This is a genomic window from Devosia soli, from assembly GCF_000970455.1.
GTDB lineage: Bacteria > Pseudomonadota > Alphaproteobacteria > Rhizobiales > Devosiaceae > Devosia > Devosia soli.
In genome coordinates, this window is the sequence record NZ_LAJG01000014.1 from 157,320 (window position 1) to 177,669 (window position 20,350).

The 20,350-nt window shown below is 60.1% G+C and carries 27 protein-coding genes and 1 tRNA gene; 17 read left to right on the forward strand and 11 right to left on the reverse strand.

The genetic code is table 11. The features are described 5' to 3' along the window. Nucleotides 1-36: 36 nt before the first annotated feature. Entirely contained in the window at nucleotides 37-1,455 is a 1,419-nt protein-coding gene (gndA, locus tag VW35_RS04835) for an NADP-dependent phosphogluconate dehydrogenase (RefSeq protein ID WP_046141896.1), read from the reverse strand. A 220-nt stretch (nucleotides 1,456-1,675) separates the two neighbouring features. Here gndA and VW35_RS04840 point away from each other — a divergent pair, with 220 nt between their 5' ends. After that, nucleotides 1,676-2,446, forward strand: coding sequence for an SDR family oxidoreductase (locus VW35_RS04840; RefSeq protein ID WP_046141897.1), 771 nt, complete (start codon nucleotides 1,676-1,678; stop codon nucleotides 2,444-2,446). After that, nucleotides 2,433-2,981 carry a gluconokinase gene (locus VW35_RS04845; protein WP_046141898.1) on the forward strand — a complete coding sequence of 183 codons (549 nt, stop codon included), beginning with the start codon at nucleotides 2,433-2,435 and terminating at the stop codon, nucleotides 2,979-2,981. Before VW35_RS04840 ends, VW35_RS04845 begins: the two co-directional genes overlap by 14 nt. Nucleotides 2,982-3,077: 96 nt before the next feature. Here the strand turns inward: VW35_RS04845 and VW35_RS04850 are convergent, their stop codons facing one another. From VW35_RS04850 to VW35_RS04860, 3 genes are all read right to left on the reverse strand, one after another. After that, the gene (locus VW35_RS04850; protein WP_046141899.1) at nucleotides 3,078-3,833 is read right to left on the reverse strand and encodes an SDR family NAD(P)-dependent oxidoreductase; all 756 of its coding nucleotides are present in this window, start codon (nucleotides 3,831-3,833) and stop codon (nucleotides 3,078-3,080) included. A 102-nt stretch (nucleotides 3,834-3,935) separates the two neighbouring features. Next, nucleotides 3,936-4,403, reverse strand: a complete 468-nt coding sequence (locus VW35_RS04855; protein WP_046141900.1) for a CYTH domain-containing protein — start codon at nucleotides 4,401-4,403, stop codon at nucleotides 3,936-3,938. A gap of 149 nt (nucleotides 4,404-4,552) precedes the next feature. Continuing rightward, nucleotides 4,553-5,089 (reverse strand): methylated-DNA--[protein]-cysteine S-methyltransferase, encoded by a 537-nt coding sequence (locus VW35_RS04860; RefSeq protein ID WP_046141901.1) that lies wholly within the window; start codon nucleotides 5,087-5,089, stop codon nucleotides 4,553-4,555. Between the two features lie 54 nt (nucleotides 5,090-5,143). On the opposite strand from VW35_RS04860, the gene VW35_RS04865 reads away from it, so the two are divergent. Next, nucleotides 5,144-5,815 carry an RluA family pseudouridine synthase gene (locus VW35_RS04865; RefSeq protein ID WP_046141902.1) on the forward strand — a complete coding sequence of 224 codons (672 nt, stop codon included), beginning with the start codon at nucleotides 5,144-5,146 and terminating at the stop codon, nucleotides 5,813-5,815. On the opposite strand, the gene VW35_RS04870 is transcribed toward VW35_RS04865, so the two are convergent. Together VW35_RS04870 and VW35_RS04875 are read right to left on the reverse strand one after the other, a co-directional pair. Continuing rightward, the gene (locus VW35_RS04870) at nucleotides 5,816-6,094 is read right to left on the reverse strand and encodes an ASCH domain-containing protein (RefSeq protein WP_052951503.1); all 279 of its coding nucleotides are present in this window, start codon (nucleotides 6,092-6,094) and stop codon (nucleotides 5,816-5,818) included. Continuing rightward, complete coding sequence (locus tag VW35_RS04875; RefSeq protein WP_046141903.1) at nucleotides 6,094-6,474, reverse strand: RidA family protein; 381 nt, start codon at nucleotides 6,472-6,474, stop codon at nucleotides 6,094-6,096. The genes VW35_RS04870 and VW35_RS04875 overlap by 1 nt, the downstream gene beginning before the upstream one ends. Before the next feature lie 79 nt (nucleotides 6,475-6,553). Between VW35_RS04875 and VW35_RS04880 the strand changes: the two genes are divergently transcribed. Continuing rightward, nucleotides 6,554-6,638, forward strand: a tRNA-Leu gene (locus tag VW35_RS04880). 19 nt (nucleotides 6,639-6,657) lie between these two features. Further along, nucleotides 6,658-7,335 carry a spermidine synthase gene (locus VW35_RS04885; RefSeq protein WP_046141904.1) on the forward strand — a complete coding sequence of 226 codons (678 nt, stop codon included), beginning with the start codon at nucleotides 6,658-6,660 and terminating at the stop codon, nucleotides 7,333-7,335. Here VW35_RS04885 and gpt read toward each other — a convergent pair whose 3' ends face one another. Beyond that, on the reverse strand, nucleotides 7,336-7,833 hold the full coding sequence (gpt, locus tag VW35_RS04890) for a xanthine phosphoribosyltransferase (RefSeq protein ID WP_046141905.1): 498 nt from the start codon (nucleotides 7,831-7,833) through the stop codon (nucleotides 7,336-7,338). It abuts the gene before it with no gap. Between the two features lie 75 nt (nucleotides 7,834-7,908). Next, entirely contained in the window at nucleotides 7,909-8,679 is a 771-nt protein-coding gene (locus tag VW35_RS04895) for a competence/damage-inducible protein A (RefSeq protein ID WP_046141906.1), read from the reverse strand. Between the two features lie 125 nt (nucleotides 8,680-8,804). Here VW35_RS04895 and map point away from each other — a divergent pair, with 125 nt between their 5' ends. Together map and radC are read left to right on the forward strand one after the other, a co-directional pair. After that, nucleotides 8,805-9,638 (forward strand): type I methionyl aminopeptidase, encoded by an 834-nt coding sequence (map, locus tag VW35_RS04900; RefSeq protein WP_046141907.1) that lies wholly within the window; start codon nucleotides 8,805-8,807, stop codon nucleotides 9,636-9,638. Next, nucleotides 9,638-10,429 carry a RadC family protein gene (radC, locus tag VW35_RS04905; RefSeq protein ID WP_083982440.1) on the forward strand — a complete coding sequence of 264 codons (792 nt, stop codon included), beginning with the start codon at nucleotides 9,638-9,640 and terminating at the stop codon, nucleotides 10,427-10,429. Before map ends, radC begins: the two co-directional genes overlap by 1 nt. Here radC and VW35_RS04910 read toward each other — a convergent pair. Both VW35_RS04910 and VW35_RS04915 read right to left on the reverse strand, forming a co-directional pair. Further along, nucleotides 10,421-11,680, reverse strand: coding sequence for a GNAT family N-acetyltransferase (locus tag VW35_RS04910; protein WP_046141908.1), 1,260 nt, complete (start codon nucleotides 11,678-11,680; stop codon nucleotides 10,421-10,423). The two genes, radC and VW35_RS04910, sit on opposite strands and share 9 nt — an antisense overlap. Before the next feature lie 126 nt (nucleotides 11,681-11,806). Next, nucleotides 11,807-12,541 (reverse strand): cytochrome c biogenesis CcdA family protein, encoded by a 735-nt coding sequence (locus VW35_RS04915; protein WP_046141909.1) that lies wholly within the window; start codon nucleotides 12,539-12,541, stop codon nucleotides 11,807-11,809. A gap of 238 nt (nucleotides 12,542-12,779) precedes the next feature. Here VW35_RS04915 and VW35_RS04920 point away from each other — a divergent pair, with 238 nt between their 5' ends. The 7 genes from VW35_RS04920 to VW35_RS04950 all read left to right on the forward strand — a co-directional run bounded on the left by VW35_RS04920 (nucleotide 12,780) and on the right by VW35_RS04950 (nucleotide 17,355). Then, nucleotides 12,780-13,004 carry a hypothetical protein gene (locus VW35_RS04920; RefSeq protein ID WP_152662485.1) on the forward strand — a complete coding sequence of 75 codons (225 nt, stop codon included), beginning with the start codon at nucleotides 12,780-12,782 and terminating at the stop codon, nucleotides 13,002-13,004. Nucleotides 13,005-13,172: 168 nt separating this feature from the next. After that, nucleotides 13,173-13,853 carry a ribulose-phosphate 3-epimerase gene (gene rpe, locus VW35_RS04925; protein WP_046141911.1) on the forward strand — a complete coding sequence of 227 codons (681 nt, stop codon included), beginning with the start codon at nucleotides 13,173-13,175 and terminating at the stop codon, nucleotides 13,851-13,853. Nucleotides 13,854-13,883: 30 nt separating this feature from the next. Further along, nucleotides 13,884-15,215, forward strand: a complete 1,332-nt coding sequence (purB, locus tag VW35_RS04930; protein ID WP_046141912.1) for an adenylosuccinate lyase — start codon at nucleotides 13,884-13,886, stop codon at nucleotides 15,213-15,215. Continuing rightward, on the forward strand, nucleotides 15,212-15,763 hold the full coding sequence (locus VW35_RS04935) for an RBBP9/YdeN family alpha/beta hydrolase (RefSeq protein ID WP_046141913.1): 552 nt from the start codon (nucleotides 15,212-15,214) through the stop codon (nucleotides 15,761-15,763). Before purB ends, VW35_RS04935 begins: the two co-directional genes overlap by 4 nt. After that, nucleotides 15,760-16,176, forward strand: a complete 417-nt coding sequence (locus VW35_RS04940) for a GNAT family N-acetyltransferase (RefSeq protein WP_152662486.1) — start codon at nucleotides 15,760-15,762, stop codon at nucleotides 16,174-16,176. Before VW35_RS04935 ends, VW35_RS04940 begins: the two co-directional genes overlap by 4 nt. A 238-nt stretch (nucleotides 16,177-16,414) precedes the next feature. Further along, the gene (locus VW35_RS04945; protein ID WP_052951504.1) at nucleotides 16,415-16,726 is read left to right on the forward strand and encodes a DUF1344 domain-containing protein; all 312 of its coding nucleotides are present in this window, start codon (nucleotides 16,415-16,417) and stop codon (nucleotides 16,724-16,726) included. Between the two features lie 323 nt (nucleotides 16,727-17,049). Beyond that, nucleotides 17,050-17,355 (forward strand): DUF1344 domain-containing protein, encoded by a 306-nt coding sequence (locus tag VW35_RS04950; RefSeq protein ID WP_046142492.1) that lies wholly within the window; start codon nucleotides 17,050-17,052, stop codon nucleotides 17,353-17,355. A 54-nt stretch (nucleotides 17,356-17,409) separates the two neighbouring features. Here the strand turns inward: VW35_RS04950 and VW35_RS04955 are convergent, their stop codons facing one another. After that, nucleotides 17,410-17,733 carry a DUF1476 domain-containing protein gene (locus VW35_RS04955; protein ID WP_046142493.1) on the reverse strand — a complete coding sequence of 108 codons (324 nt, stop codon included), beginning with the start codon at nucleotides 17,731-17,733 and terminating at the stop codon, nucleotides 17,410-17,412. Nucleotides 17,734-17,960: 227 nt separating this feature from the next. Between VW35_RS04955 and purC the strand changes: the two genes are divergently transcribed. From purC to VW35_RS04970, 3 genes are all read left to right on the forward strand, one after another. Further along, complete coding sequence (gene purC / locus VW35_RS04960; protein WP_046141914.1) at nucleotides 17,961-18,725, forward strand: phosphoribosylaminoimidazolesuccinocarboxamide synthase; 765 nt, start codon at nucleotides 17,961-17,963, stop codon at nucleotides 18,723-18,725. 16 nt (nucleotides 18,726-18,741) lie between these two features. Continuing rightward, nucleotides 18,742-18,984, forward strand: coding sequence for a phosphoribosylformylglycinamidine synthase subunit PurS (gene purS, locus VW35_RS04965; RefSeq protein WP_046141915.1), 243 nt, complete (start codon nucleotides 18,742-18,744; stop codon nucleotides 18,982-18,984). A gap of 267 nt (nucleotides 18,985-19,251) precedes the next feature. After that, entirely contained in the window at nucleotides 19,252-20,328 is a 1,077-nt protein-coding gene (locus VW35_RS04970; protein ID WP_046141916.1) for an acyltransferase family protein, read from the forward strand. Nucleotides 20,329-20,350: the final 22 nt, after the last annotated feature.

Genomic DNA, 20,350 nt, shown 5'->3' on the forward strand with positions numbered 1-20,350 from the left:
GCTTCAGATGGGGTTGGCGCTTCCGCGCCGGACGGATTATTTGCCCAGCGTTGACGGCCAGGTGCCGTGGAGGTCGGTGCCACGGCCCTCGATTTCAAAGCCGTGTGCGCCGAAGAAGTCGCGCTGGCCCTGAATGAGATTGGCGGTGCCCTGAGCCTGGCGATAGCTGTCGAAATAGCTCAGCGCAGCCGAGAGACAGATCATCGGGAATTCGCCGATGGCAGCGGCAGCGACGACCTTACGCAGGCTCGGGTGCGCGTCCTTCATGATCTCGACAAAGTCGGGAACAACGAGAAGGTTAGTCGCTTCGCCCTTGGCGTAGGCGGATGACATCTGGTCGAGGAAGCGCGAGCGGATGATGCAGCCGGCGCGCCAGATCTTGGCGATCGTGGCGAGCGGCAGCGCCCAGCCGTTTTCTTCCGATGCCTTGGCGATCACCGCAAAACCCTGAGCGTAGGACACGATCTTGCCGGCGAGGAGTGCCTTTTCGAGATCGGCCAGGGTGACGTCGGTTTTGGCGCGGTTCGGCTTGCCGTAGATGCCTTCGGCAGCAACGCGTTCCGACTTGCGCGACGAAATCGAGCGAGCAGCGACGGCGCCTTCGATGGCGGTTGCCGGCACGCCCATCTGCTGGGCAGCGATCGCGGACCACACACCCGTGCCCTTCTGGCCGGCCTTATCGAGGATCAGATCGACAAGCGGCTTGCCCGTCTGATCATCGACCGCGTCAAGAACGTGGCCGGTGATTTCGATAAGGTACGAATTGAGCGGCCCCTTGTTCCATTCCTTGAAGACGTCGGCGCAAGCCTTTGGCGACATGCCCAAACCGTCGCGCATGACACCATAGACTTCAGCGATCATCTGCATGTCGCCATATTCGATGCCGTTGTGGATGGTCTTGACGAAATGGCCCGCGCCACCTTCGCCGAGATAGGCGCAGCAGCTTTCGCCGTTGAATTTGGCGGCGATCGCCGTGAGCACGGGCTCAGCGTTATGCCACTGTTCCTTGGAGCCGCCGACCATGATCGAGGGACCATGACGAGCGCCTTCCTCGCCACCGGAAACACCGACGCCGAGATAACCGATGCCCTTGGGCTTGAGGTAATCGAAGCGGCGCTGGGTGTCGGTAAAGAGCGAATTGCCGCATTCAATAATGGCGTCGCCCTTTTCGAGGTGCGGCAGGAGCTGTTCGATCATTTCGTCGACGGGCTTGCCGGCCTTGACCATGATGATGATCGAGCGCGGGGCCTTCACCGCCTGGACGAATTCGGCGAGGTCATATTTCGCCGTGACCTTGCCATCGAGGCCTTCCTTCTTGGCCTCTTCCACGAACTCGTCGATGCGGCCGGGCGACCGATTGTGGACGGCGATGGAATAGCCCTTTTCCGCGATGTTGAGCGCGAGGTTGGAACCCATCACCGCCAAGCCGATCAGGCCGATATCTGCATTCGCCATGAAGCTGTCCTTCCGAAGTCTTCGTCGCCGTCAAAATGTCGTGCGCCATGCGCGCGGTGCATAGCATGCGGCCGCGACAATGACCACAAAGCGGGCGAGCTGGAAAGGGCGAAGCGGGCAATTTTCGACCATTTCGTCGTGCTTGTATGGAAGGTTTGGCGTGTGTCTTGCCTCATAGCGCTTTGGATGGGTAGAAGGCTTCAGGCAAGAAGGATTGCATATGAGCCAACGCTCGCCATTTGATCTCCAGGGCCAGCGCGCGCTTGTCACCGGCTCAAGCCGCGGGCTTGGTTTTGCTATGGCGAAGGCACTGGCTAGCGCGGGCGCCGATATTATCCTCAACGGGCGTGACACCGTGGCGCTCGGTGCGGCGGCGGAAGACCTTGCGAACACGGGGGTCGAGGTCAAGGCGCTGGCTTTCGATGTGACGAGCGAGGATAGCGTTGCAGAGGCAATGCTCTATTGCGAGCGCGAGATCGGACCGATCGACATTCTTGTCAACAATGCCGGCATGATGGTCGGTGGAGCGCTAGAAACCTATCCGCTCGATCGGTTCGAAGCGCTGTTGTCGGCCAATCTGGTCTCCGCCCTTCTCGTCTCGCAAGTCGTTTCAAAAGGCATGCTGCAGCGTGGTCGGGGCAAGATCATCAACATCTGCTCGACACGCGCCGATCGCCCCCTGCCCGGCAATGGACCTTATGCGGCGACCAAGGCTGCGCTGGTAAACCTGACGCGGAGCATGGCGCTCGAATGGGCGCCGCGTGGTCTCCACGTTAACGGCATCGCGCCCGGCTTTTTCGCGACCGAGATGAACGCCGCGCGCATGGCCGATCCAAACTTTCAGCCGTTCATGTCTCGCGTCTCGCCGATGGGGCGCTGGGGCGAACCTGACGAAATGGGCGGCGCGGTCGTCTTTCTGGCGTCCGCAGCGTCCAGCTTTGTCAATGGACACATACTTTACGTCGATGGAGGCCACAATGCAGCAGTCTGAACCCGCGCGCATCATTATCGTCATGGGCGTCAGTTCTTCGGGCAAATCCACTGTCGGCGCAGCGCTCGGCCGGGCCCTCCACGCGCCATTTCTCGATGGCGACCGATACCATCCGGAAGCCAATGTCGAAAAGATGCGGGCCGGTATTCCGCTGACCGATGATGATCGCTGGCCGTGGCTCGAGGCCCTCGCGGCTGCGCTCAAGGAAGCGGCGGATAAGAAAAAGGGAATTGCCGTGGGGGCTTGCTCAGCGCTGAAGAAAGCCTATCGCGATTTTATCACCGAGAAAGCAGGCGAGCCGGTGTGCTTTGTCTATCTTCACGGCAGCCGTGATGTCATTGGCGAGCGCATGGCCAAGCGCAGCCATGAATACATGCCAACCAGCTTGCTCGACAGCCAGTTCGCGACGCTCGAAGTGCCCGACCCGGCAACTGAGAACGTCATCGTCGTGCCCGTGACCGATCCGGTCAACCGGATCGTGACGACGGTGACCGACAAACTCGAACACCTCAAAAGTTTCAAGCGCTGGCAGTAGTTTTCGACCGAAACGCCCCTGTTATAACCTGGGTGGGATCACGGACTGGGCAATGAGCCCATGGTTGCGATTCCCACCCTGTCCCGCAAGAGCCGATTACTGCGCGGCGTAGCCGCCATCGACCAGATGGTAAGAGCCGGTAATGAACGAAGCCGCGTCGGAGAGAAGGAAGAGGGTCAGCGCCGCAACTTCGTCGGACTGACCGAGGCGGCCGACCGGATGCAGGGCGCGCAGGCCATTCAGCGTTTCCGAGGGTGTGGCGGAGCCAAGCAGCGGCGTTTCGATGAAGCCGGGACCCACTGCGGTGACGCGAATGCCGTCCTTGGCATAATCGATGGCAGCGGCCTTGGTTAGACCGACAACGCCATGCTTGGCCGAGACGTAGGCCGGGGCGCTGGCAAAGCCATTGGTGCCAAGAATCGAGGCCATATTCACGATAGCGCCGCCGCCATTTTTGAGCATGGCCGCGATCTCGTACTTCATCGAATAGAAGACGGAGTTGAGATTGACGTCGATGACCTTGTGCCAATCTTCAAAAGTATAGTCGCCGGCCTTGGCTGCCTTGCCACCGATGCCGGCATTGTTCACGGCAAGGTCGAGCTTGCCAAAAGTATCCACGGCGAACTGTACGGCCTTTTCAACCTGGTCGATCTTGCTGACGTCAACCGCGACGGCAGCAGCCTCGCCACCGGATGCCTTCACGGCATCGACGGTTGCTTGCGCTGCATCGAGCTTGAGATCGGCAACAACGACCTTAGCGCCGCGCGCCGCCAACTGCTTGACGACGGCCTCGCCGATGCCGGATGCGCCACCCGTTACGAATGCGACCTTTCCCGAAAAATCCTGTGACATAGCAATCTCCTTTGTCTCTCCTGGAGATATGCAGTTTGGGCGGCGGCGCAACGTGGATTGCAATCGCCTCTCGTGAACGGATTGTTCAAACGCGATGCGAACTTATTCGGGAACGCCGGGAGTACGGGATAGGCTCGCATTGGCATAGCGGTCATCGTCGGTGACTTCCTCGCCCACCCAATCGGGCAGGATGACAATGTCCTCTTCGGTCTCCATCTCAACCTCGGCGAGAACGAGCCCAGCGTGGTGCCCTTCAAAGACATCGATCTCCCACAGATGTTCGCCGAAAGGCACTTTGTAGCGGCGCTTTTCGACGATGTTGGGAAATGACAGCGTCATCATCTGACGGGCGTCGTCGAGCGGCACCTCATATTCGAATTCCGGGCGAGTCAGCCCTATGGGCGCGCCCTTGAGAGTAAGGACGGCACGCTCGTCATCGAAAATACGGATGCGTACGGTGGCCTTGGCGCTGGTGGATAGATAGCCCTGCTGGAGCCGCGAGGAACTCTCCGCCGCGTTCTTCCAAGCATCGCCCTTCAGCAGAAACTTGCGTTCGATTTCCGCAGCCAATTCAATCTTCCTTCGCCACGCGTTTCAAATTTGCCGCCCCTTCTGTCAGCGCCGTCCAAGGGCAATTTTGCCTTAATCTCAGAGGATTTGGGTAACGAAAATGGTACCGATGTGTTTGGTCCGCTGAACCTGTAAAAGCATGGCCCCGCTCAGAAGGCGAATTGCATCTGCCCGGGCGGTGCACCAAGGTTTACGCCCTCCAACGCCAGCATGACGCGCTTGGTCGCGGTGCCGCCGGGCGCCGAGAACCCACCAGCCCCGCCTTTGGCAGCCACCACGCGATGGCAGGGAATGATCAGCGGGACAGGATTGGCGCCCATGGCCTGACCGACGGCGCGCGACAAGCCGATGTCGCCCAATTGCCGCGCCATGTCGCCATAGGTCGTGGTCGAGCCGCGCGGGATGGTCAGCAGCATGTCGTAGCACCGGCGGTGAAATGACGGTATCCCGTCAAGATCGAGCGCCGTTTCAGCAAAATCGACGCTCTCGCCATCGGCATAGTCTTCGATTTTGTCGATGACGCTTGCAACAGCCCGCGGCGGCTCGCCCCTTTCGGCACCGAGTATGTCAAGGCGATACTCAAGCGCTATCGCTTCGTTTCCGGGCAGGAAAACGCGGCGGATGCCACGGTCGGTCCAAACCAGGGCGAATTGCCCAAGAGCGGTGTCGAAGGTCGTGCTGAACATGAGGAGAGCATAGTAGGGTTGGTGAAAGCGGCCAAGCTCTGCTAAAGCCGCGGCATGCCCGGTCCCATGCCAACCCTCCTTAACTATTTTCCACCCACCGATCCCTATCTCAACGTCATCCATGTCGATGACGATATCCTCGTCGTCGACAAGCAGAGCGGACTTCTGAGCGTACCGGGCAAGGATCCGAGCCTTTGGGACTGTGTCGAATATCGCGCGCGCCAGACCTGGCCGACAGCCGGTATGTGTCATCGGCTCGATAAGGACACGTCAGGCGTGCTTGTCCTCGCGCTCAACAAGCGCGCCCACGGCCGTATCGGCAGCCAGTTCGAACATCGGCAGACGACCAAAAGCTACATAGCCCGCGTATCCGGGATCATCGCCGAAGACAGGGGCTTGGTGGACCTGCCGCTGGCGACCGATTGGGAAAACAAGCCGCGCCAGCGCGTCGATTTCGAAAACGGCCGTCACGCAACGACCGAATGGGAAGTTCTCGAGCGCGAAACCAATGCCACACGAGTGAGGCTCGTGCCGCTCACCGGCCGGACGCATCAGTTGCGCGTCCATATGAAGGCATTGGGCCACGTGATCCTCGGCGACGCCTTTTACGCCGAAGGCGCGGATTTTGCCGCAGCGGACCGTCTGCAACTGCATGCGGCCGAACTCGGCTTGACGCATCCGACTAGCGGCCAATTCATGGCCTTCGTCGCGCCGACGCCGTTCTGATCAGTCCTTGAACGCCACTTCGATCCGCTGGAAAATGCTGCCTTCCTTCATGGTATCGAGCCATCTGCGGAAGTCTGCGACATCATTGAAGCCAGCGCGGCGGGCATCGGCATCGGTAACGTCGTCGGCGTTCATATCGGTGACGGAGAGGATCGAAAGTACGCCAAGCTTGGTTTTGAGCGTGCCTCCCGTCTTGACCGTCGGGCGATTCCAGCGGCGGAAGATCACGTCGACCTTGCCTGCCTTGATGTCTTCGAGGAGCGAGAGTTTGAGCAGCATCAGTCTAGAACCGCCGTGGCCGTGATCTCGATTCGGAGACCCTTGGCCAGCAATTCCTTGACGACGACGGTGGCGCGAACCGGAAAGGGTTGCTGAGTGAAGAACTCGCGATAGACCGCGTTCATGCCGGGGGCATCGGCGCTATCGATGAGGAAAATCTGTACCATCGCGAGATTGGCAAGCGTACCGCCAGCGGCCTTGAGCGCAATCTGCAGGTTTTCGATGCAGCGGCGCGCCTGCGCCTCGACGCCGCCTTCGACGATCTCGCCGGTGACGGGGTCTTCGGCGATGGCGACCAGCCAGAGATGCTTGCCGGCGCGCACCGCGTCATTGATCGGCGCCGAGGATGGGGCAATGCCGGTTTCGATGCGTTCGATCATCTGGCCTCCGGGGTTGAGAATCGTCACAGCGCAATTGTCTTGCGCACCGCCTTGTGACAAACACGGGCCACCGAGCCAAGCGGGCGTGGTGAAACTGGTAGACACAAGGGACTTAAAATCCCTCGGCTAACGCTGTACGGGTTCGATTCCCGTCGCCCGCACCATACCCTGTCCCGAGCGCTCATGAGACCCTGGATCCATCTCGATACGGCCAATGTCCCGGGGGACAAGACCCAGCTCAGGCTGATGCAGCGCGGGGAAGAATTTTCGATCATGCTCGGCACCAACGAGCTGATGAACAGCCGGCTGAGCGGCTCGGAAGAAGCGCTGGCGACGCTGAGTGCGGCACGGATCGGCAAGCGGACAAAGGCGCGGATTCTCATTGGCGGTCTCGGCATGGGCTTTACCCTGCGCGCCGCGCAGGCGAGTTTTGGGCCGGACAGCGAACTCATCGTTGCCGAACTGGTTCCTGAGATTATCGTCTGGGCCCGAGGCCCGCTCGCGCCGGTTTTCGGTGCTTGCCTCGATGATCGGCGGGTCAGCATCGTAAACGACGATGTTGGCAAGGTGATCGCAGCGGCCAAGGCGACGTATGACGCCATTCTGCTCGATGTGGACAATGGGCCGGATGGCGTGAGCCGGGAACAGAACGATCGGCTCTATGGGCTCAAGGCGCTGCGAAAATCCCGGGACGCCTTGCGCCCGGGTGGCGTATTGGCCGTCTGGTCTGCGCATCCCAGCGAAGCGTTCGTGAAGCGCCTGGGATCAGCTGGATTTGCCGTCGAGGAGGTCAAGGTGCGCGCGCGCAGCGGTGGACGCGGCGCGCGGCACTTTATCTGGATCGGGACAAAATCGGGCTGATCAGTCCGTGCCGCCCGAGATCGGCGCGACATAGGCCACATCAAGATCCCACGGGAAGAAGATCCAGGTGTCCTGGCTGACTTCCGTGATGAACGTATCGACCATCTCGCGGCCCTTGGGCTTGGCATAGACGGTGGCGAAGTGCGCGCCGGGCAGCATATCACGGACGACGCGGGCTGTGTTGCCGGTATCGACGAGATCATCGACGATCAAGATCTTGCCGCCGCTCTTTGCGAGGTCGAAAACCGGCTGGCTGATTTCCTTGAGAATCTTGATGCCGGTTTGGTTCTGATGGTCGTAGCTCTTGGCCGCGACCGTTTCGACCGTGCGGATATTGAGTTCGCGTGCGACGATCGCGGCCGGCACAAGACCGCCGCGGGCGATGGCGACGACGGCGTCGAACGGGCCAAGGCTCGCAAGGCGCCAGGCGAGCGCGCGGCTATCGCGGTGAAACTGGTCCCAGGTGACGGGAAACGACTTCTGGTTGGGATTGCTCAACGCTCAAATCTCCGAGGGGCGGCGCTTGTCTGTTCGTGTGGGCACGTCCTTAGCAAAAGCCAAGGCTCCCGCCAATCATTCCCCTGCGGGGGCGGCGATACCAGCCTTGGCGTGTGCCTCTGCCACCATGGCGCGCACTTTCCCGGCGGCCTCGGCAAGGCGGGCGTCGTCCGAAGACCGCAACACCAGTTCGGTCATGACCCGGTCCTTACCCATCTGCGGGTATGAGCCCATCTTTACGTCCGGAAATTCGGCCTGCAGCGTCGCGAGTGCGCCGCCAATGGTGCCTTCACCCACCGCCGCCTTGATCGTGACCGACTGGACCTTCTTGCCGCCCTGAAGCGTCGGCGCCAAGGCTTCGAGCATGGCGCGCATGATAACCGGCACGCCGGCCATCACGTGGACATTGCCGATCCGGAATCCGGGGGCGGCGCTGACCGAGTTGACGATCAGATCGGCGCCTTCCGGAATGCGGGCCATGCGCAGGCGGGCTTCGTTGACTTCGGTGCCGGTCTGCGCCCAGCGCGCTTCAAGCATGGCACGCGCCTGATCGTTGATCGGCAAGGCAACGCCAAATGCTTTGGCGATGGCGTCTGCGGTAATGTCGTCGTGAGTGGGGCCGATGCCGCCGGTGGTGAAAACGTATGTGTAGCGATGCCGAAGCGCGTTGACCGCCTCGATGATGGATTCCTCCACGTCGCTGACCACGCGCACTTCTGTCAGATCGATGCCAAGATCGGTGCAGAAATCGGCAACTGCGCCGATGTTCACGTCCTTGGTCCGGCCGGACAGGATTTCGTCACCGATCACCAAAAGACCGGCAGTCACGCGAGTTTGGGTGGACATGGAAGCATCCGTTTCTATGAAAGACCACAGATGACTGCCGCCCGGCACGGCGTCAAGCGCGCCGACTGAAGCCCTTTCAAACAGCGCAGCAGTTGACTAGGTTAAGGCGTCCCCTGGAGTCCTCAATGGTTACCTTCGTCGAAGCATCCGCCAAGTCTCGTCGCACGCCCGGCGTCATTCCGCTGCATGGCGAGGATGGGTTTGCCGGCATGCGCAAGGCCGGGGCTTTGACGGCAAAGGCGCTGGACATCCTCACAGAATTCGTCGAGCCGGGCGTGCCGACATCGAAGCTCGACCAGATCGCTTATGAGTTCGCGCGCGATAACAATGCCATCCCGGCTACGCTCTTTTACAAGGGCTATCGCCACTCGATCTGCACCTCGATCAATCACGTCGTTTGCCATGGCATTCCTGATGAGCGGGGCCTGCGCGAAGGCGACATCGTCAATATCGACCTTACGCTGATCGTCGACGGCTGGTATGGCGATTCGAGCCGCATGTATCCGGTCGGCGAGATTTCGCGGAAGGCCGAAAGGCTGATCGAAGTCACTTATGAAAGCCTCGCAGCAGGCCTTGCTGCAGCAAAGCCGGGCAATACGACGGGCGATATCGGTGCCGCTATCCAAGCGGTAGCGGAAGGCGAACGCATGAGCGTCGTGCGCGATTTCGTCGGCCATGGCGTTGGGCGGCTTTTCCACGACGAGCCCAACATTCTCCATTTCGGCACCCCCGGAACGGGCGTGCCGCTTAAGCCGGGCATGATCTTCACCATCGAACCGATGATCAATCTCGGCAAGCCACACGTCAAAATTTTGTCCGATGGCTGGACGGCCGTGACCCGCGACCGCACGTTGTCCTCGCAATGCGAGCATTCGATCGGCATCACCGAAACCGGCAACGAGGTTTTTACGCTTTCTCCTGGTGGGCTCTTCAATCCTCTGGCAGCGCGAGCAGCCTAATGCCCAAGCGCCCCGACGAATTCGACGAGGCGCTTTTTCCCCTCCCTGATGGCTCAGCGGTCATTCCCCCATCGGCCAAGCCGGCGAAGCAAGGCAAAGACACAGCTACCCCCGCCGCGCACGACCACAAAGGGCACCGCGACCGGGTTCGGCAGCGTTTCCTCAAGGTTGGTGGCGACGCCTTCGAGTATTATGAACTGCTCGAGATGGTGTTGTTTTTGGCTATTCCCTTCAAGGACACCAAGCCTCTAGCCAAGGCGCTGCTGCGCGAGTTCGGGTCCTTTTCTGCAGTGTTCAGCGCCAGCCACGCCCGCCTGTCGAAATTTCCAGGCCTTAGTCCAAGTTCGGCGGCTAATCTGAAGGTTATCCAATCCGTCGCGGCGCGCTTTGGGCGCGAAGGGATCGATAAGCAAAAGCCGATTCTCTCGTCGTGGCAGGAGTTGATCGACTACTGCCGAAGCGCCATGGCCTTCGAGAACGTCGAACAGTTTCGCATCTTGTTTCTCGACAAGAAAAACCGACTGATCGCCGACGAAGTGCAGCAGGTGGGAACAGTCGACCACACGCCGGTTTACCCGCGCGAAGTCATGCGTCGCACGCTCGAATTATCGGCTTCTGCGCTGATCCTCGTTCACAACCATCCCTCCGGCGATCCATCCCCATCGGCGGCAGACGTCAGGATGACGCGCGATATCGCGGACATCGCGCGACAGCTCGGCATCACGCTTCACGATCACATCATCATCGGGCGGTCGGGTCATGCCTCGTTGCGCGCTCTAAAGCTAATCTGACGGCTGCTGCTGAGCCTTCTGGCGACCGGTGAGCTTGTCGGTGATCTGCCGAATGTGACGCAGCCCGCTTTTGACCCGCGGATTTGCTTTCGCCTGCGCCCGAAATTTCTGGAACTGCTGGTGCAGGCCGACGGACAGATGGCCCTTGAGAGTCCGGCCGATATAATGCTGCCGGATCGGCATCTGCACATTGCACCAATGGCGCTTTTCGTCGGTGAAACCCGAGCCCATGTCGAACATGGTGAAGCCCGATTCGAAAACTGTCTGCATGACGCGCAGAAGGCATTGCTTGCCCGGCGAGCCACCCTGGATGGCGGGGTCGTCGCTCATCGAGGAGATGAGGCAGAAGATGCGCGAGCCATGGACGATGTTGTAGCGCACGGCGACAATCTCGCCATTGAGCCTGAGGACGTGGAGCCGCACATCGAGGCCGGAGCCCGGCTGCATGGCCTTCTGATAAAACGCGATAAGCTTGTCGTGGACGAACGTGTCGCGAATGCCTTGGGCACGAAAACGCGCAGATCGCTGACGGAACATCACCTCGATTGCCGCGCGGCCCTCGACAGGATCGGTAACCAGCTCGAAGCCGATTTCGCCAAGTGCGGCGAGGCGATCGCCCTGCTGCCGATCGTGCTTGCGGCGGCTGCGGCTGCGCTGGATTTTGTCGGCCTCGTCCCAGGACGAAAACTCCGAACGATAGAGCGTTTCGACAGCAAGACTGTCGCCGAGCTCATCGAAGAGCCCGCCAAAGCCGCTGATCTCTTTAGGGATGGCCCGAAGATAAACCGCGTCGGCATCACTTAGCTGCGCGACCATGGTCTGCCAAAGCCGCGCCCGCCCTGCCGGGCCGAGCTTGGAGAGCTTACGGTAATCCGAAATCGGCGCATAGCAGCCGACCTGGGATCGCGGAAACCATGTGTAAACGGTAACGCCGAGCTGACGGCGACGGTGGAGCGGCAGCAGCGCAACGGGCTCGCCATCGACCTCGCCAATGACGAAGCACTGGTCTTTAGTCGCGATCCCCCTGTCGGCAATCCAAAGGCGGATGAAATCAAAACTCTGACCGGGCGACTCGATGATCTCGGCAGTGAGCATCCGCCACACTGCTTCGACCTCTTCGATGTTGCGCGTGGCGCGCGCCGTAAGCCTGGCGCCGAAATGCACGCCAACCTCGGCCGAGAGGCTGGTATTCTCACTCTCTTCCGAGAGAGCGCGCAATATTGGCTGGCTTTCCACGCTGGCCGTGCCCATTTTTTCCGCCCCAATGACCGCGCCACTTTGGCTCAACCGAGTAAATCCCGGCTGAAGATTACGGATATATACGGCGATGGCGGCTGGAAAATTTCTGAAGGTTAAGGAAGTGCTGCTACGTCGGCATCAACCGAAATTGGCCAGCGCCGGAAACGTCTCGAGAAACCAGTATGAGATACGGGTGAAATTGCCCGTGAGAAAGAGCACGCCGGTGACGACCAGCAATCCGCCCATGACGCGCTCGACCGTGCGGAGGTGACGCTTGAAGGAATGGAAGAAGGTCAGGAACGGACCGATGGCGAGACCGGCCAGAAAGAACGGAATGCCAAGGCCCAGCGAATAAAGCCCGAGGAGCGAAGCGCCTTCCCAGGCAGTATCGCGGCTGGCAGCAACTGACAGAATGGCGGCGAGGACCGGCCCAATGCATGGCGTCCAGCCGATGGCGAAGGCGAGACCGAGAAGGAAACCGCCAAGAGGACCAGATGCCACGCCCGGTCCATTGTGGCGCATCTGCCGATCGAGCACCGCGAGCCGATAGACGCCGAGAAAATGCAATCCCATGGCTATGATGACGACGCCAGCGACCGGGGTCAGCAGCGGCAGAAGCTGACGGAAGGCCTGACCAAAGGCGGTAGCAGTGGCCCCGAGAGCCACGAACACAACGGAAAAGCCGAGGATAAAGAAGATCGAGGTGACGGCGACCTTGATGGTCAACTTGCCCGGCCCGTCAGCTTCGGCGCGCAGCTGATCGAAACTTGCTCCGCTCATATAGGTGAGATAGGGCGGCACAAGTGGCAGCACGCATGGGCTGAGAAAGCTCAAGACGCCAGCGCCGAGCACCAAAGGCAAAGAGAATTCCACGTCTGACGCTCCAGATTGGTGCCCCTCTTTAGCGCAGCAAGCGCAGAAGGCAATGTGCAGCACTGTCGCGTCGCGCCGTTGTGAGCTTTGCGGGGCTTACAGTTAATCTAGTTTAATGCCGCGCTGTTGCAGATACGGTAGGTTTCATCGTCGCTGCCTTTTCATTGGCATCAGCGACGACAGTCAATTGCCCTTAGCAAGAGGTTCAAGCTGCCGCCATAAAACAAGGGTGGCGCTCGTGAGCTCTCATCTGCATTTGACCATGGCCTGCCCGCATTGCCGTTCGGCAAATTCCATCACCACCGCCGATCTGCCGATCGGTACGCTGCTCGGCTGTTCCCGCTGCGGCACAACGCTTGCCTTCTGGCGCGGGCCGCGTCAGGGGTTTGAGCCCCTTTCTCTGACCGACGTCGCGCGAGTGGGTGAGAGCGAGGGGATGCCCGACATGGAGCGCCGCGCTTAGATCTTCACGGCGCCGCCTAGCAGACATTGGCCGCGGCAAGGGCTGTTTGAAATGATACGGACGGTATCGACGCACTAGGCCGCAACTGTCTCGGCGCTTGCCCCTTGGCGCTGGCGGCCCTATAGCACGCTTGTTCCTCCAAGTTTCTGCCGGCTGAGGTGCCACGTTATGTCCACCCGTCCCCTCCGCATTGCGCCTTCCATCCTTTCTGCCGATTTCGCAAGGCTGGGAGATGAGGTCAGAGCGATTGTCGAAGCGGGTGCGGATTACATCCATGTCGATGTGATGGACGGGCATTTCGTTCCCAATATCAGCTTTGGCGCGCCGATCATGAAGTCCGTTCGCGGTGTGACCGATAAGGTGTTCGACGTTCACCTGATGATTGCGCCCGTCGACGCCTACCTTTCGGATTTCGCGGCTGGCGGCGCCGATATCATCACCGTCCACGCAGAAGCGGGACCGCATCTGCATCGCACCCTCCAGGCCATTCGCGGGCTCGGCAAAAAAGTCGGCGTGGCGCTCAATCCGGCAACGCCCGTTTCCGCGATCCAGCATGTGATCGACGATGTGGACCTCGTGCTGATCATGAGCGTCAATCCGGGTTTCGGCGGCCAGAGCTTTATTCCGGAATCCGTCAACAAGATCCGTCAGGCGAAGGCACTGATCGGCGGCCGTACCATCGATCTGGAAGTCGATGGCGGCATCACCGCCGACAACGCACGCGCCGTCGTCGATGCTGGCGCAAACGTGCTTGTTGCCGGTTCCTCGATCTATGGCGGCAATGACCCTGAAACCTATGCAGGTCGCATTGCAGCCATTCGCGCGGCGGCGACAAGCCGCATCGCTTGACTCAATTTCTGACCTTTCAAGGCTAAGCCCATGATTCCGCGCTATTCCCGTCCCGAAATGGTGGCCAACTGGTCAGCCGAAACTCGTTTCGCCATCTGGTTCGAAATCGAGGCACATGCGACGAGCAAGCTTGCCGAACTGGGTGTCGTGCCCAAGGAAAGCGCGCAGAAGATCTGGGACGTCATGAACGCCCGCAAGGCGGAATTGGGTGATTATGGCTTCGATGTCGAACGCATCGACGAGATCGAGCGGACAACCAAGCACGACGTCATTGCCTTCCTGACTCACCTTTCGGAAATCGTCGGACCCGATGCGCGATTCGTGCATCAAGGCATGACATCGTCCGATATTCTCGACACGACGCTCTCGGTGCAGATGAAGCGCGCGGCCGATATCCTGCTGACCGATATCGATGCCCTGCTGGCCGCACTCAAGCGCCGGGCCCTCGAGCACAAGAACACGATCACCATCGGCCGCAGTCACGGCATTCACGCCGAGCCAACGACGTTTGGCGTGAAGCTTGCTGAAGCTTATGCCGAATTTTCTCGCAACCGCGCGCGACTCGTCGCGGCGCGTGACGAAATTGCGACCTGCGCCATTTCCGGCGCCATCGGCACCTTTGCCAATATCGACCCGCAGGTCGAGGAATACGTCGCTGAAAAACTAGGGCTTTCGATCGAGCCTGTTTCAACCCAGGTCATTCCGCGCGATCGTCATGCCATGTTCTTTGCGACCCTTGGCGTCATCGCCTCGTCTATCGAACGCGTCGCCGTCGAAATCCGCCACCTGCAACGCACTGAAGTGCTGGAAGCGGAAGAGTATTTTTCGCCGGGCCAGAAAGGCTCGTCGGCCATGCCGCACAAGCGTAACCCGGTTCTGACCGAAAACCTCACGGGCCTTGCGCGCCTTGTGCGCGGCATGGTGACCCCGGCGCTCGAAAACGTCGCGCTCTGGCACGAGCGCGATATTTCGCACTCTTCGGTCGAACGCATGATCGGGCCGGACGCGACGATTACGCTCGACTTCGCGCTGGCGCGCCTCACTGGCGTCATCGACAAGCTGGTCGTCTATCCGGAAAACATGCGCAAAAACCTCGACCTGCTCGGCGGCCTCCACAATTCCCAGCGCGTTTTGCTCGCCCTGACCCAGGCCGGTTACAGTCGCGAAGATTCCTACTCCGCCGTACAGCGCAACGCCATGAAGGTTTGGGAACATCGCGGCGATCGCGCCGGGCTGTTCGCGCAAAACCTCAAGAGCGATACGGCCGTCACGCTATCGGATGCGCAGATCGACGATATGTTTGACGACGCTTACCACCTCAAGCACGTCGATACGATCTTCTCGCGGGTTTTCGGCGAATGAGAATAGCCGACACCGACATCCTCATACTGCCAGGACTGGGCAATTCCGAGCCCGGCCACTGGCAGGTGCGGTGGGCCGAAAAAATGTCGACAGCGGCCTTGGTCGAGCAGGCGGATTGGGACGACCCCGACCCGGAGGACTGGGTCGATACGATCATCCAGGCCGTCGAATTAGCCAAGCGGCCGGTCGTGATCGTCGCTCACTCGCTGGCCTGCATCGCCCTCTCGCAGGCAGCTTCACGTTTTCCCCAAGGCAAGGTCCGAGGCGCATTGCTGGTGTCGCCGCCGGATATCGAGCTCAATGCCAATGTGCCGGAAGAAGCCACTGCCTTCGCGCCGGTCTCGCGCGATCCCCTGCCCTTTCCCTCGCTCCTCGTAATTTCGGACACCGATCCCTACTGCTCGCTCGAGCGCGCAGCCGATTATGCGGCCGCCTGGGGGTCCGACTTCCACCAGGCAGGGGACGCCGGCCACATCAACGTCCAATCCGGCCATGGCCCGTGGCCAGAGGGATTGATGATGTTCACCCGGCTGATGCAGCGACTATGATGGTCGGCTACACGCTGGTCCATGAGGCGCCCGGCGTCGACGACTACATGCGGCTCCGCGCGGTATCCGGGCTCAGCCCCAAGACGCGCGAGGGCGCTGCCGCTGGTTTGCCGAACACCTGGCATGGCGTCCACTTCCTCTTCGAGGGGCGGCCGGTCGCGATGGGCCGCATTATCGGCGACGGCGGAACGGCCTTCCAGATCGTTGATATGGCGGTCGAGCCGGAGCATCAAGGCAAGGGCCTCGGCAAGGCGATCATGACTGCGCTGGTTGAAGAGCTGCAAAGCCGCGCGCCTTCGGGCGCTTATGTGAGCCTCGTAGCCGACGGCGAGGCTAGGCACCTCTACGCAAAGTATGGCTTCGAGCCAGTCATGCCCAGATCGATCGGCATGGCCATAGTAATCCGTCGCTGAAGAGAAGTGGCTCGAGTTCGACGCCGAGTTGCCCGCTTTCTGCCTAACTTACTGAAATCTGGGCGAAATCTGGCGGACCGGAATTAAATCTTCTTAACTTGAGAGCGCGTTTGCCGAGGCTTAAACCCGTTCTCGTCGGTTTGGAGCCGCCGGCGGGGTACGAAGGATCCTGCGACGCGACGACCCCCGAAAACCGACTTATGGCCGCGCATCGGCCCGTCTCATGGAGACATAAATCATGCGCAACTTCGTCGCCCCACTCTTTATTGCCCTGCTCGTTGCCGCCCCGGCAAGCGGCGCCTTTGCCGCATCGGCCATGGCACCTGCTGCAAAGCCTGCGGCTGCTGCTTCGATCTCCGCAGACCAGTCCATCAATGGCACGGTCAAGAGCTTCAACCTGACTGCTCGCTCGCTGCAGCTTGCCGATGGCAGCTGGTATTTCCTGCCACTGAACACCAAGTTTCCTGACGTCAAAGCGGGAGATAAGGTCACAGTGCACTTCAAACAGGACGGTTCGAACCACGACGTGACGGCCATCGACGTCGGCTGATCAACCCCCGCTCACCAATTTCCTTGCGTTAAGGCCGTCCGGCGATCGGGCGGCCTTTTCGCTTTTTATCGTGGGTTTTCGAACCTGGCTTAGAACCGCTCCAGATCGACGCCAATTCGCCGAAATCCCGCCTAACTCACTGAATTCGAGGCTAAATCTGGATTGCCGGAATTAAATCTTCTTAACTTGAGAAGCGGTTTTGGCGGGCCTAAACCAGTCCTCGTCGGTTTGGAGCCGCCGGCGGGAAACGAAGGATCCCGCGACGCGACGACCCCCGAAAACCGACTTTTGGCCGCGCATCGGCCAGTCTCATGGAGACCATCATGCGCAAATTTATTGCCCCGCTCTTCGTTGCCCTGCTTATCGCCGCACCTGCAAGCGGCGCATTTGCCGCCACGGCAATGGCGCCAGCTGCCAAGCCGGCCGTTTCGGCACAGGCTGAGCAGTCTATTTCAAGCACCGTGAAGTCCATCGACCTCAAGGCACACACGCTTACACTTGCGGACGGGAAGACCTACCAGTTGCCGACCACGTTCAAGGACCCCGGCCTAAAGGCGGGTGAAAAGGTAACGGTGCAGTGGAAGATGAATGGCCGCAACTATGAAGCGACCAAGGTAACGATTGGCTAGTCCAGCCAAGGGAGCCGGCCACGGCCGGCTCCTCGCTCTTTCGAATTTCGTCGATCAGCCCTCGGAGGCGATCTGCTCGTTGGCGACGGCAACGAGCGTAGACATCTTCTGACGAATCACGTCGTCACCGATCGAGATGCCCTTGGCCTTAAGATCGCCCGAGACCTTCCGGAACACGTCTTCGTCTCCGGCTTCCTCGAAATCGGCAGCGACGACTTCGGCGGCATAGGCCTTGGCTTCATCGCCCGAGAGGCTCATCAGTTCCGCAGCCCAGATACCAAGCAACTTGTTGCGCCGAGCCTCGGCCTTGAACTTCTTTTCAGAGTCGAAGGCAAACTTGGCTTCCTGGCCCTTCTGACGATCGTCGAACCCGCTCATGGTCTCTCCCATATGACTTGGCGCGCCGGTACTCCGGCCGTTCACCAACGACATAGGCGGTCAGGCTTGCCAAATCAACGGCCCGGCGGTGGATGCGACCTTGTGTGCCTAGCGCAACAGGTCAGCCCGCGCGGACCAGCCAAAAACGAAAGAGCTTGCAATTTTGTCTCGTTGTAGCGCATGAAGCGCGCCTAAACGGTGCGCTTTTTCACGGCAGCGGAAACCCCATGAATCGTCGACGCAAAATCTATGAGGGCAAGGCCAAGATCCTTTTCGAAGGTCCTGAGCCGGGCACTCTGGTCCAGTATTTCAAGGACGACGCCACGGCCGGGAACGGCGCGCGGCACGAAGTCATCGACGGTAAGGGTGTGTTGAACAACCGAATCTCGGAATTCGTGTTCACCAAGCTCAATTCCATGGGCATCCCGACGCACTTCCTGCGCCGCATCAACATGCGCGAGCAGTTGATCAAGGAAGTCGAGATCATCCCGCTCGAAATCATCGTGCGCAATTTCGCCGCCGGCTCGCTCGTCAAGCGCCTCGGCCTTGAACCGGGCACCCAACTGCCCCGCTCGATCATCGAATTCTGCTACAAGGACGATGCGCTCGGCGACCCGATGGTCTCCGAAGAGCACATCACGGCTTTCGGCTGGGCCACCCCGGCCGAACTCGACGACATCATGAGCCTTGCCATCCGCGTCAACGACTTCCTGACCGGCCTGTTCATGGGCGTCGGCATTCAGCTCGTCGATTTCAAGATCGAATGCGGCCGTCTTTATGAAGGCGACCTGATGCGCATCGTGCTGGCAGACGAAATCAGCCCGGACAATTGCCGCCTCTGGGATATCAAGACCCGCAACAAGCTCGACAAGGATCGTTTCCGCGAAAACCTTGGCGGTCTCGTCGAAAGCTATCGCGAAGTGGCCCAGCGCCTCGGTATCCTGGTTGAAAACGACAATGCGCTGACCACCGGTCCGCGCCTCGTCCAGTAATTTTCGGGAAAAGCTCATGAAAGCGCGCGTCACCGTCACGCTCAAGAATGGCGTTCTCGACCCCCAGGGCCAAGCCATCGAAGGCTCACTAGCCTCGCTCGGCTTTGGCGGCGTCAAGGGCGTCCGCCAAGGTAAGGTTTTCGATTTGGTGCTCGAAGCGACCGATGAGGCTGCCGCCCGAACGCAGTTGACCGGTATGTGCGAGAAACTTCTCGCCAATACCGTGATCGAAAACTACCAGATCGAAATCTCCAATTAACGCTTAATTGCGATAACCAACTGGCGCGCCCCATTATGGCGCAGGACAGTACCATCATGCGTAAAACCCAGATTGCTCTTTCGGTCTTGTTCTTCGCCTCCATCGGCCTGCTGTTTGCAGCCTATGCATCGGTGCCAGTGCCGGTCTGAGCCGGCTTTAGGCATTAATTACCAAGCCAGCAAATGCTTCCAACCCGACCTATCGGTTTAACCTGATAGTCGAGAGGTCGCGCTAGCGTGTGCCCGTCATCATGCGGGGAACGCGGTTATGGGCTTGAACAAACAAAGGCTCGACTGGGTGGATATGGCCAAGGGCCTGTCCATCTTTCTGGTCGTCATCATGTATTGTGCGTCGAGCGTCGGCGAGGATACCGGACAGACCGGTTTCCTCCATTGGACGATCGCCTTCGCCATGCCCTTCCGCATGCCGGAATTCTTTCTTATCTCGGGCCTGTTCCTCAGCCAGGTCATCGATCGGCCCTGGCGCGCCTATACAGACCGCCGCGTCGTTCACTACCTTTATTTCTACGTTCTGTGGGCAGTGATCCACATCCTGTTCAAGGTCGCTCTCATCGGCCGTGATCCTGGCACAGCGATCAGCTATCTCGCCTGGGCAGTCGTCGAGCCATATGGCGTCCTCTGGTTCATCTATATGCTGGCTGTCTTCGGACTCGTCAGCAAGCTTGCCTATCAGTTCCAACTCCCACACTGGCTCGTGCTCGCTGTTGGCGCTGTTCTGCAGATGGCTGCGATCCATACCGGCAGCTATCTCATCGATCAGTTCTGCGCCTACTTCGTCTATTTCTACGCTGGCTACGTCTTTGCCCCGGCAATCTTCCGCTTGGCAGATTGGGCGGGGCAACATGTCGGCGCGGCGCTCGCTGTGCTAGCGGCTTGGGCCGTGGTCAACGCCGTGCTGGTATTTTCGCCAGGCTTCCGGCTTGATCCGGTTCACATACAGATGGGCTGGGGCGCCCTGCCCGGCGTTCACCTTCTGGCCGCCATTGCCGGCGCCATCGCCATCTGCATCGCCTCGGCGCTTCTGGTTCGTTTGCCCTGGATGAACTGGCTGCGCTGGATGGGTGGCAAGTCGCTTGTGGTCTATGTCGCCTTCGTCCTGCCCATGGGTATAGCCCGCACCGTGCTGCTCGCGCTTGGCATCGAGGAGCCCAACCTCGTAAGCCTCATCATCATGGTCATCGCCATCGGCTCGCCGCTCATTCTCTGGTGGCTCACCGAAAAAACTGGCTTGGGCAAGTTCCTCTTCGAGCGGCCCGCTTGGGCGCATATGCCCGGCACCGGCAAGCCCCTTTCCCCAAACCCAAAGGCTGTCCCCGCCGAATAGGTCACGAAGTAGACAAATCGCG

Bases quoted from the DNA above. Each gene is read 5' to 3' on its own strand.
- gndA (WP_046141896.1), bottom strand. From the start codon at position 1,455: ATGGCGAATGCAGATATCGGCCTGATCGGCTTGGCGGTGATGGGTTCC.
- VW35_RS04840 (WP_046141897.1), top strand. From the start codon at position 1,676: ATGAGCCAACGCTCGCCATTTGATCTCCAGGGCCAGCGCGCGCTTGTC.
- VW35_RS04845 (WP_046141898.1), top strand. From the start codon at position 2,433: ATGCAGCAGTCTGAACCCGCGCGCATCATTATCGTCATGGGCGTCAGT.
- VW35_RS04850 (WP_046141899.1), bottom strand. From the start codon at position 3,833: ATGTCACAGGATTTTTCGGGAAAGGTCGCATTCGTAACGGGTGGCGCA.
- VW35_RS04860 (WP_046141901.1), bottom strand. From the start codon at position 5,089: ATGTTCAGCACGACCTTCGACACCGCTCTTGGGCAATTCGCCCTGGTT.
- VW35_RS04865 (WP_046141902.1), top strand. From the start codon at position 5,144: ATGCCCGGTCCCATGCCAACCCTCCTTAACTATTTTCCACCCACCGAT.
- VW35_RS04870 (WP_052951503.1), bottom strand. From the start codon at position 6,094: ATGCTGCTCAAACTCTCGCTCCTCGAAGACATCAAGGCAGGCAAGGTC.
- VW35_RS04875 (WP_046141903.1), bottom strand. From the start codon at position 6,474: ATGATCGAACGCATCGAAACCGGCATTGCCCCATCCTCGGCGCCGATC.
- VW35_RS04885 (WP_046141904.1), top strand. From the start codon at position 6,658: ATGAGACCCTGGATCCATCTCGATACGGCCAATGTCCCGGGGGACAAG.
- VW35_RS04895 (WP_046141906.1), bottom strand. From the start codon at position 8,679: ATGTCCACCCAAACTCGCGTGACTGCCGGTCTTTTGGTGATCGGTGAC.
- map (WP_046141907.1), top strand. From the start codon at position 8,805: ATGGTTACCTTCGTCGAAGCATCCGCCAAGTCTCGTCGCACGCCCGGC.
- radC (WP_083982440.1), top strand. From the start codon at position 9,638: ATGCCCAAGCGCCCCGACGAATTCGACGAGGCGCTTTTTCCCCTCCCT.
- VW35_RS04910 (WP_046141908.1), bottom strand. From the start codon at position 11,680: ATGGGCACGGCCAGCGTGGAAAGCCAGCCAATATTGCGCGCTCTCTCG.
- rpe (WP_046141911.1), top strand. From the start codon at position 13,173: ATGTCCACCCGTCCCCTCCGCATTGCGCCTTCCATCCTTTCTGCCGAT.
- purB (WP_046141912.1), top strand. From the start codon at position 13,884: ATGATTCCGCGCTATTCCCGTCCCGAAATGGTGGCCAACTGGTCAGCC.
- VW35_RS04935 (WP_046141913.1), top strand. From the start codon at position 15,212: ATGAGAATAGCCGACACCGACATCCTCATACTGCCAGGACTGGGCAAT.
- VW35_RS04940 (WP_152662486.1), top strand. From the start codon at position 15,760: ATGATGGTCGGCTACACGCTGGTCCATGAGGCGCCCGGCGTCGACGAC.
- VW35_RS04945 (WP_052951504.1), top strand. From the start codon at position 16,415: ATGCGCAACTTCGTCGCCCCACTCTTTATTGCCCTGCTCGTTGCCGCC.
- VW35_RS04950 (WP_046142492.1), top strand. From the start codon at position 17,050: ATGCGCAAATTTATTGCCCCGCTCTTCGTTGCCCTGCTTATCGCCGCA.
- VW35_RS04955 (WP_046142493.1), bottom strand. From the start codon at position 17,733: ATGAGCGGGTTCGACGATCGTCAGAAGGGCCAGGAAGCCAAGTTTGCC.
- purC (WP_046141914.1), top strand. From the start codon at position 17,961: ATGAATCGTCGACGCAAAATCTATGAGGGCAAGGCCAAGATCCTTTTC.
- purS (WP_046141915.1), top strand. From the start codon at position 18,742: ATGAAAGCGCGCGTCACCGTCACGCTCAAGAATGGCGTTCTCGACCCC.
- VW35_RS04970 (WP_046141916.1), top strand. From the start codon at position 19,252: ATGGGCTTGAACAAACAAAGGCTCGACTGGGTGGATATGGCCAAGGGC.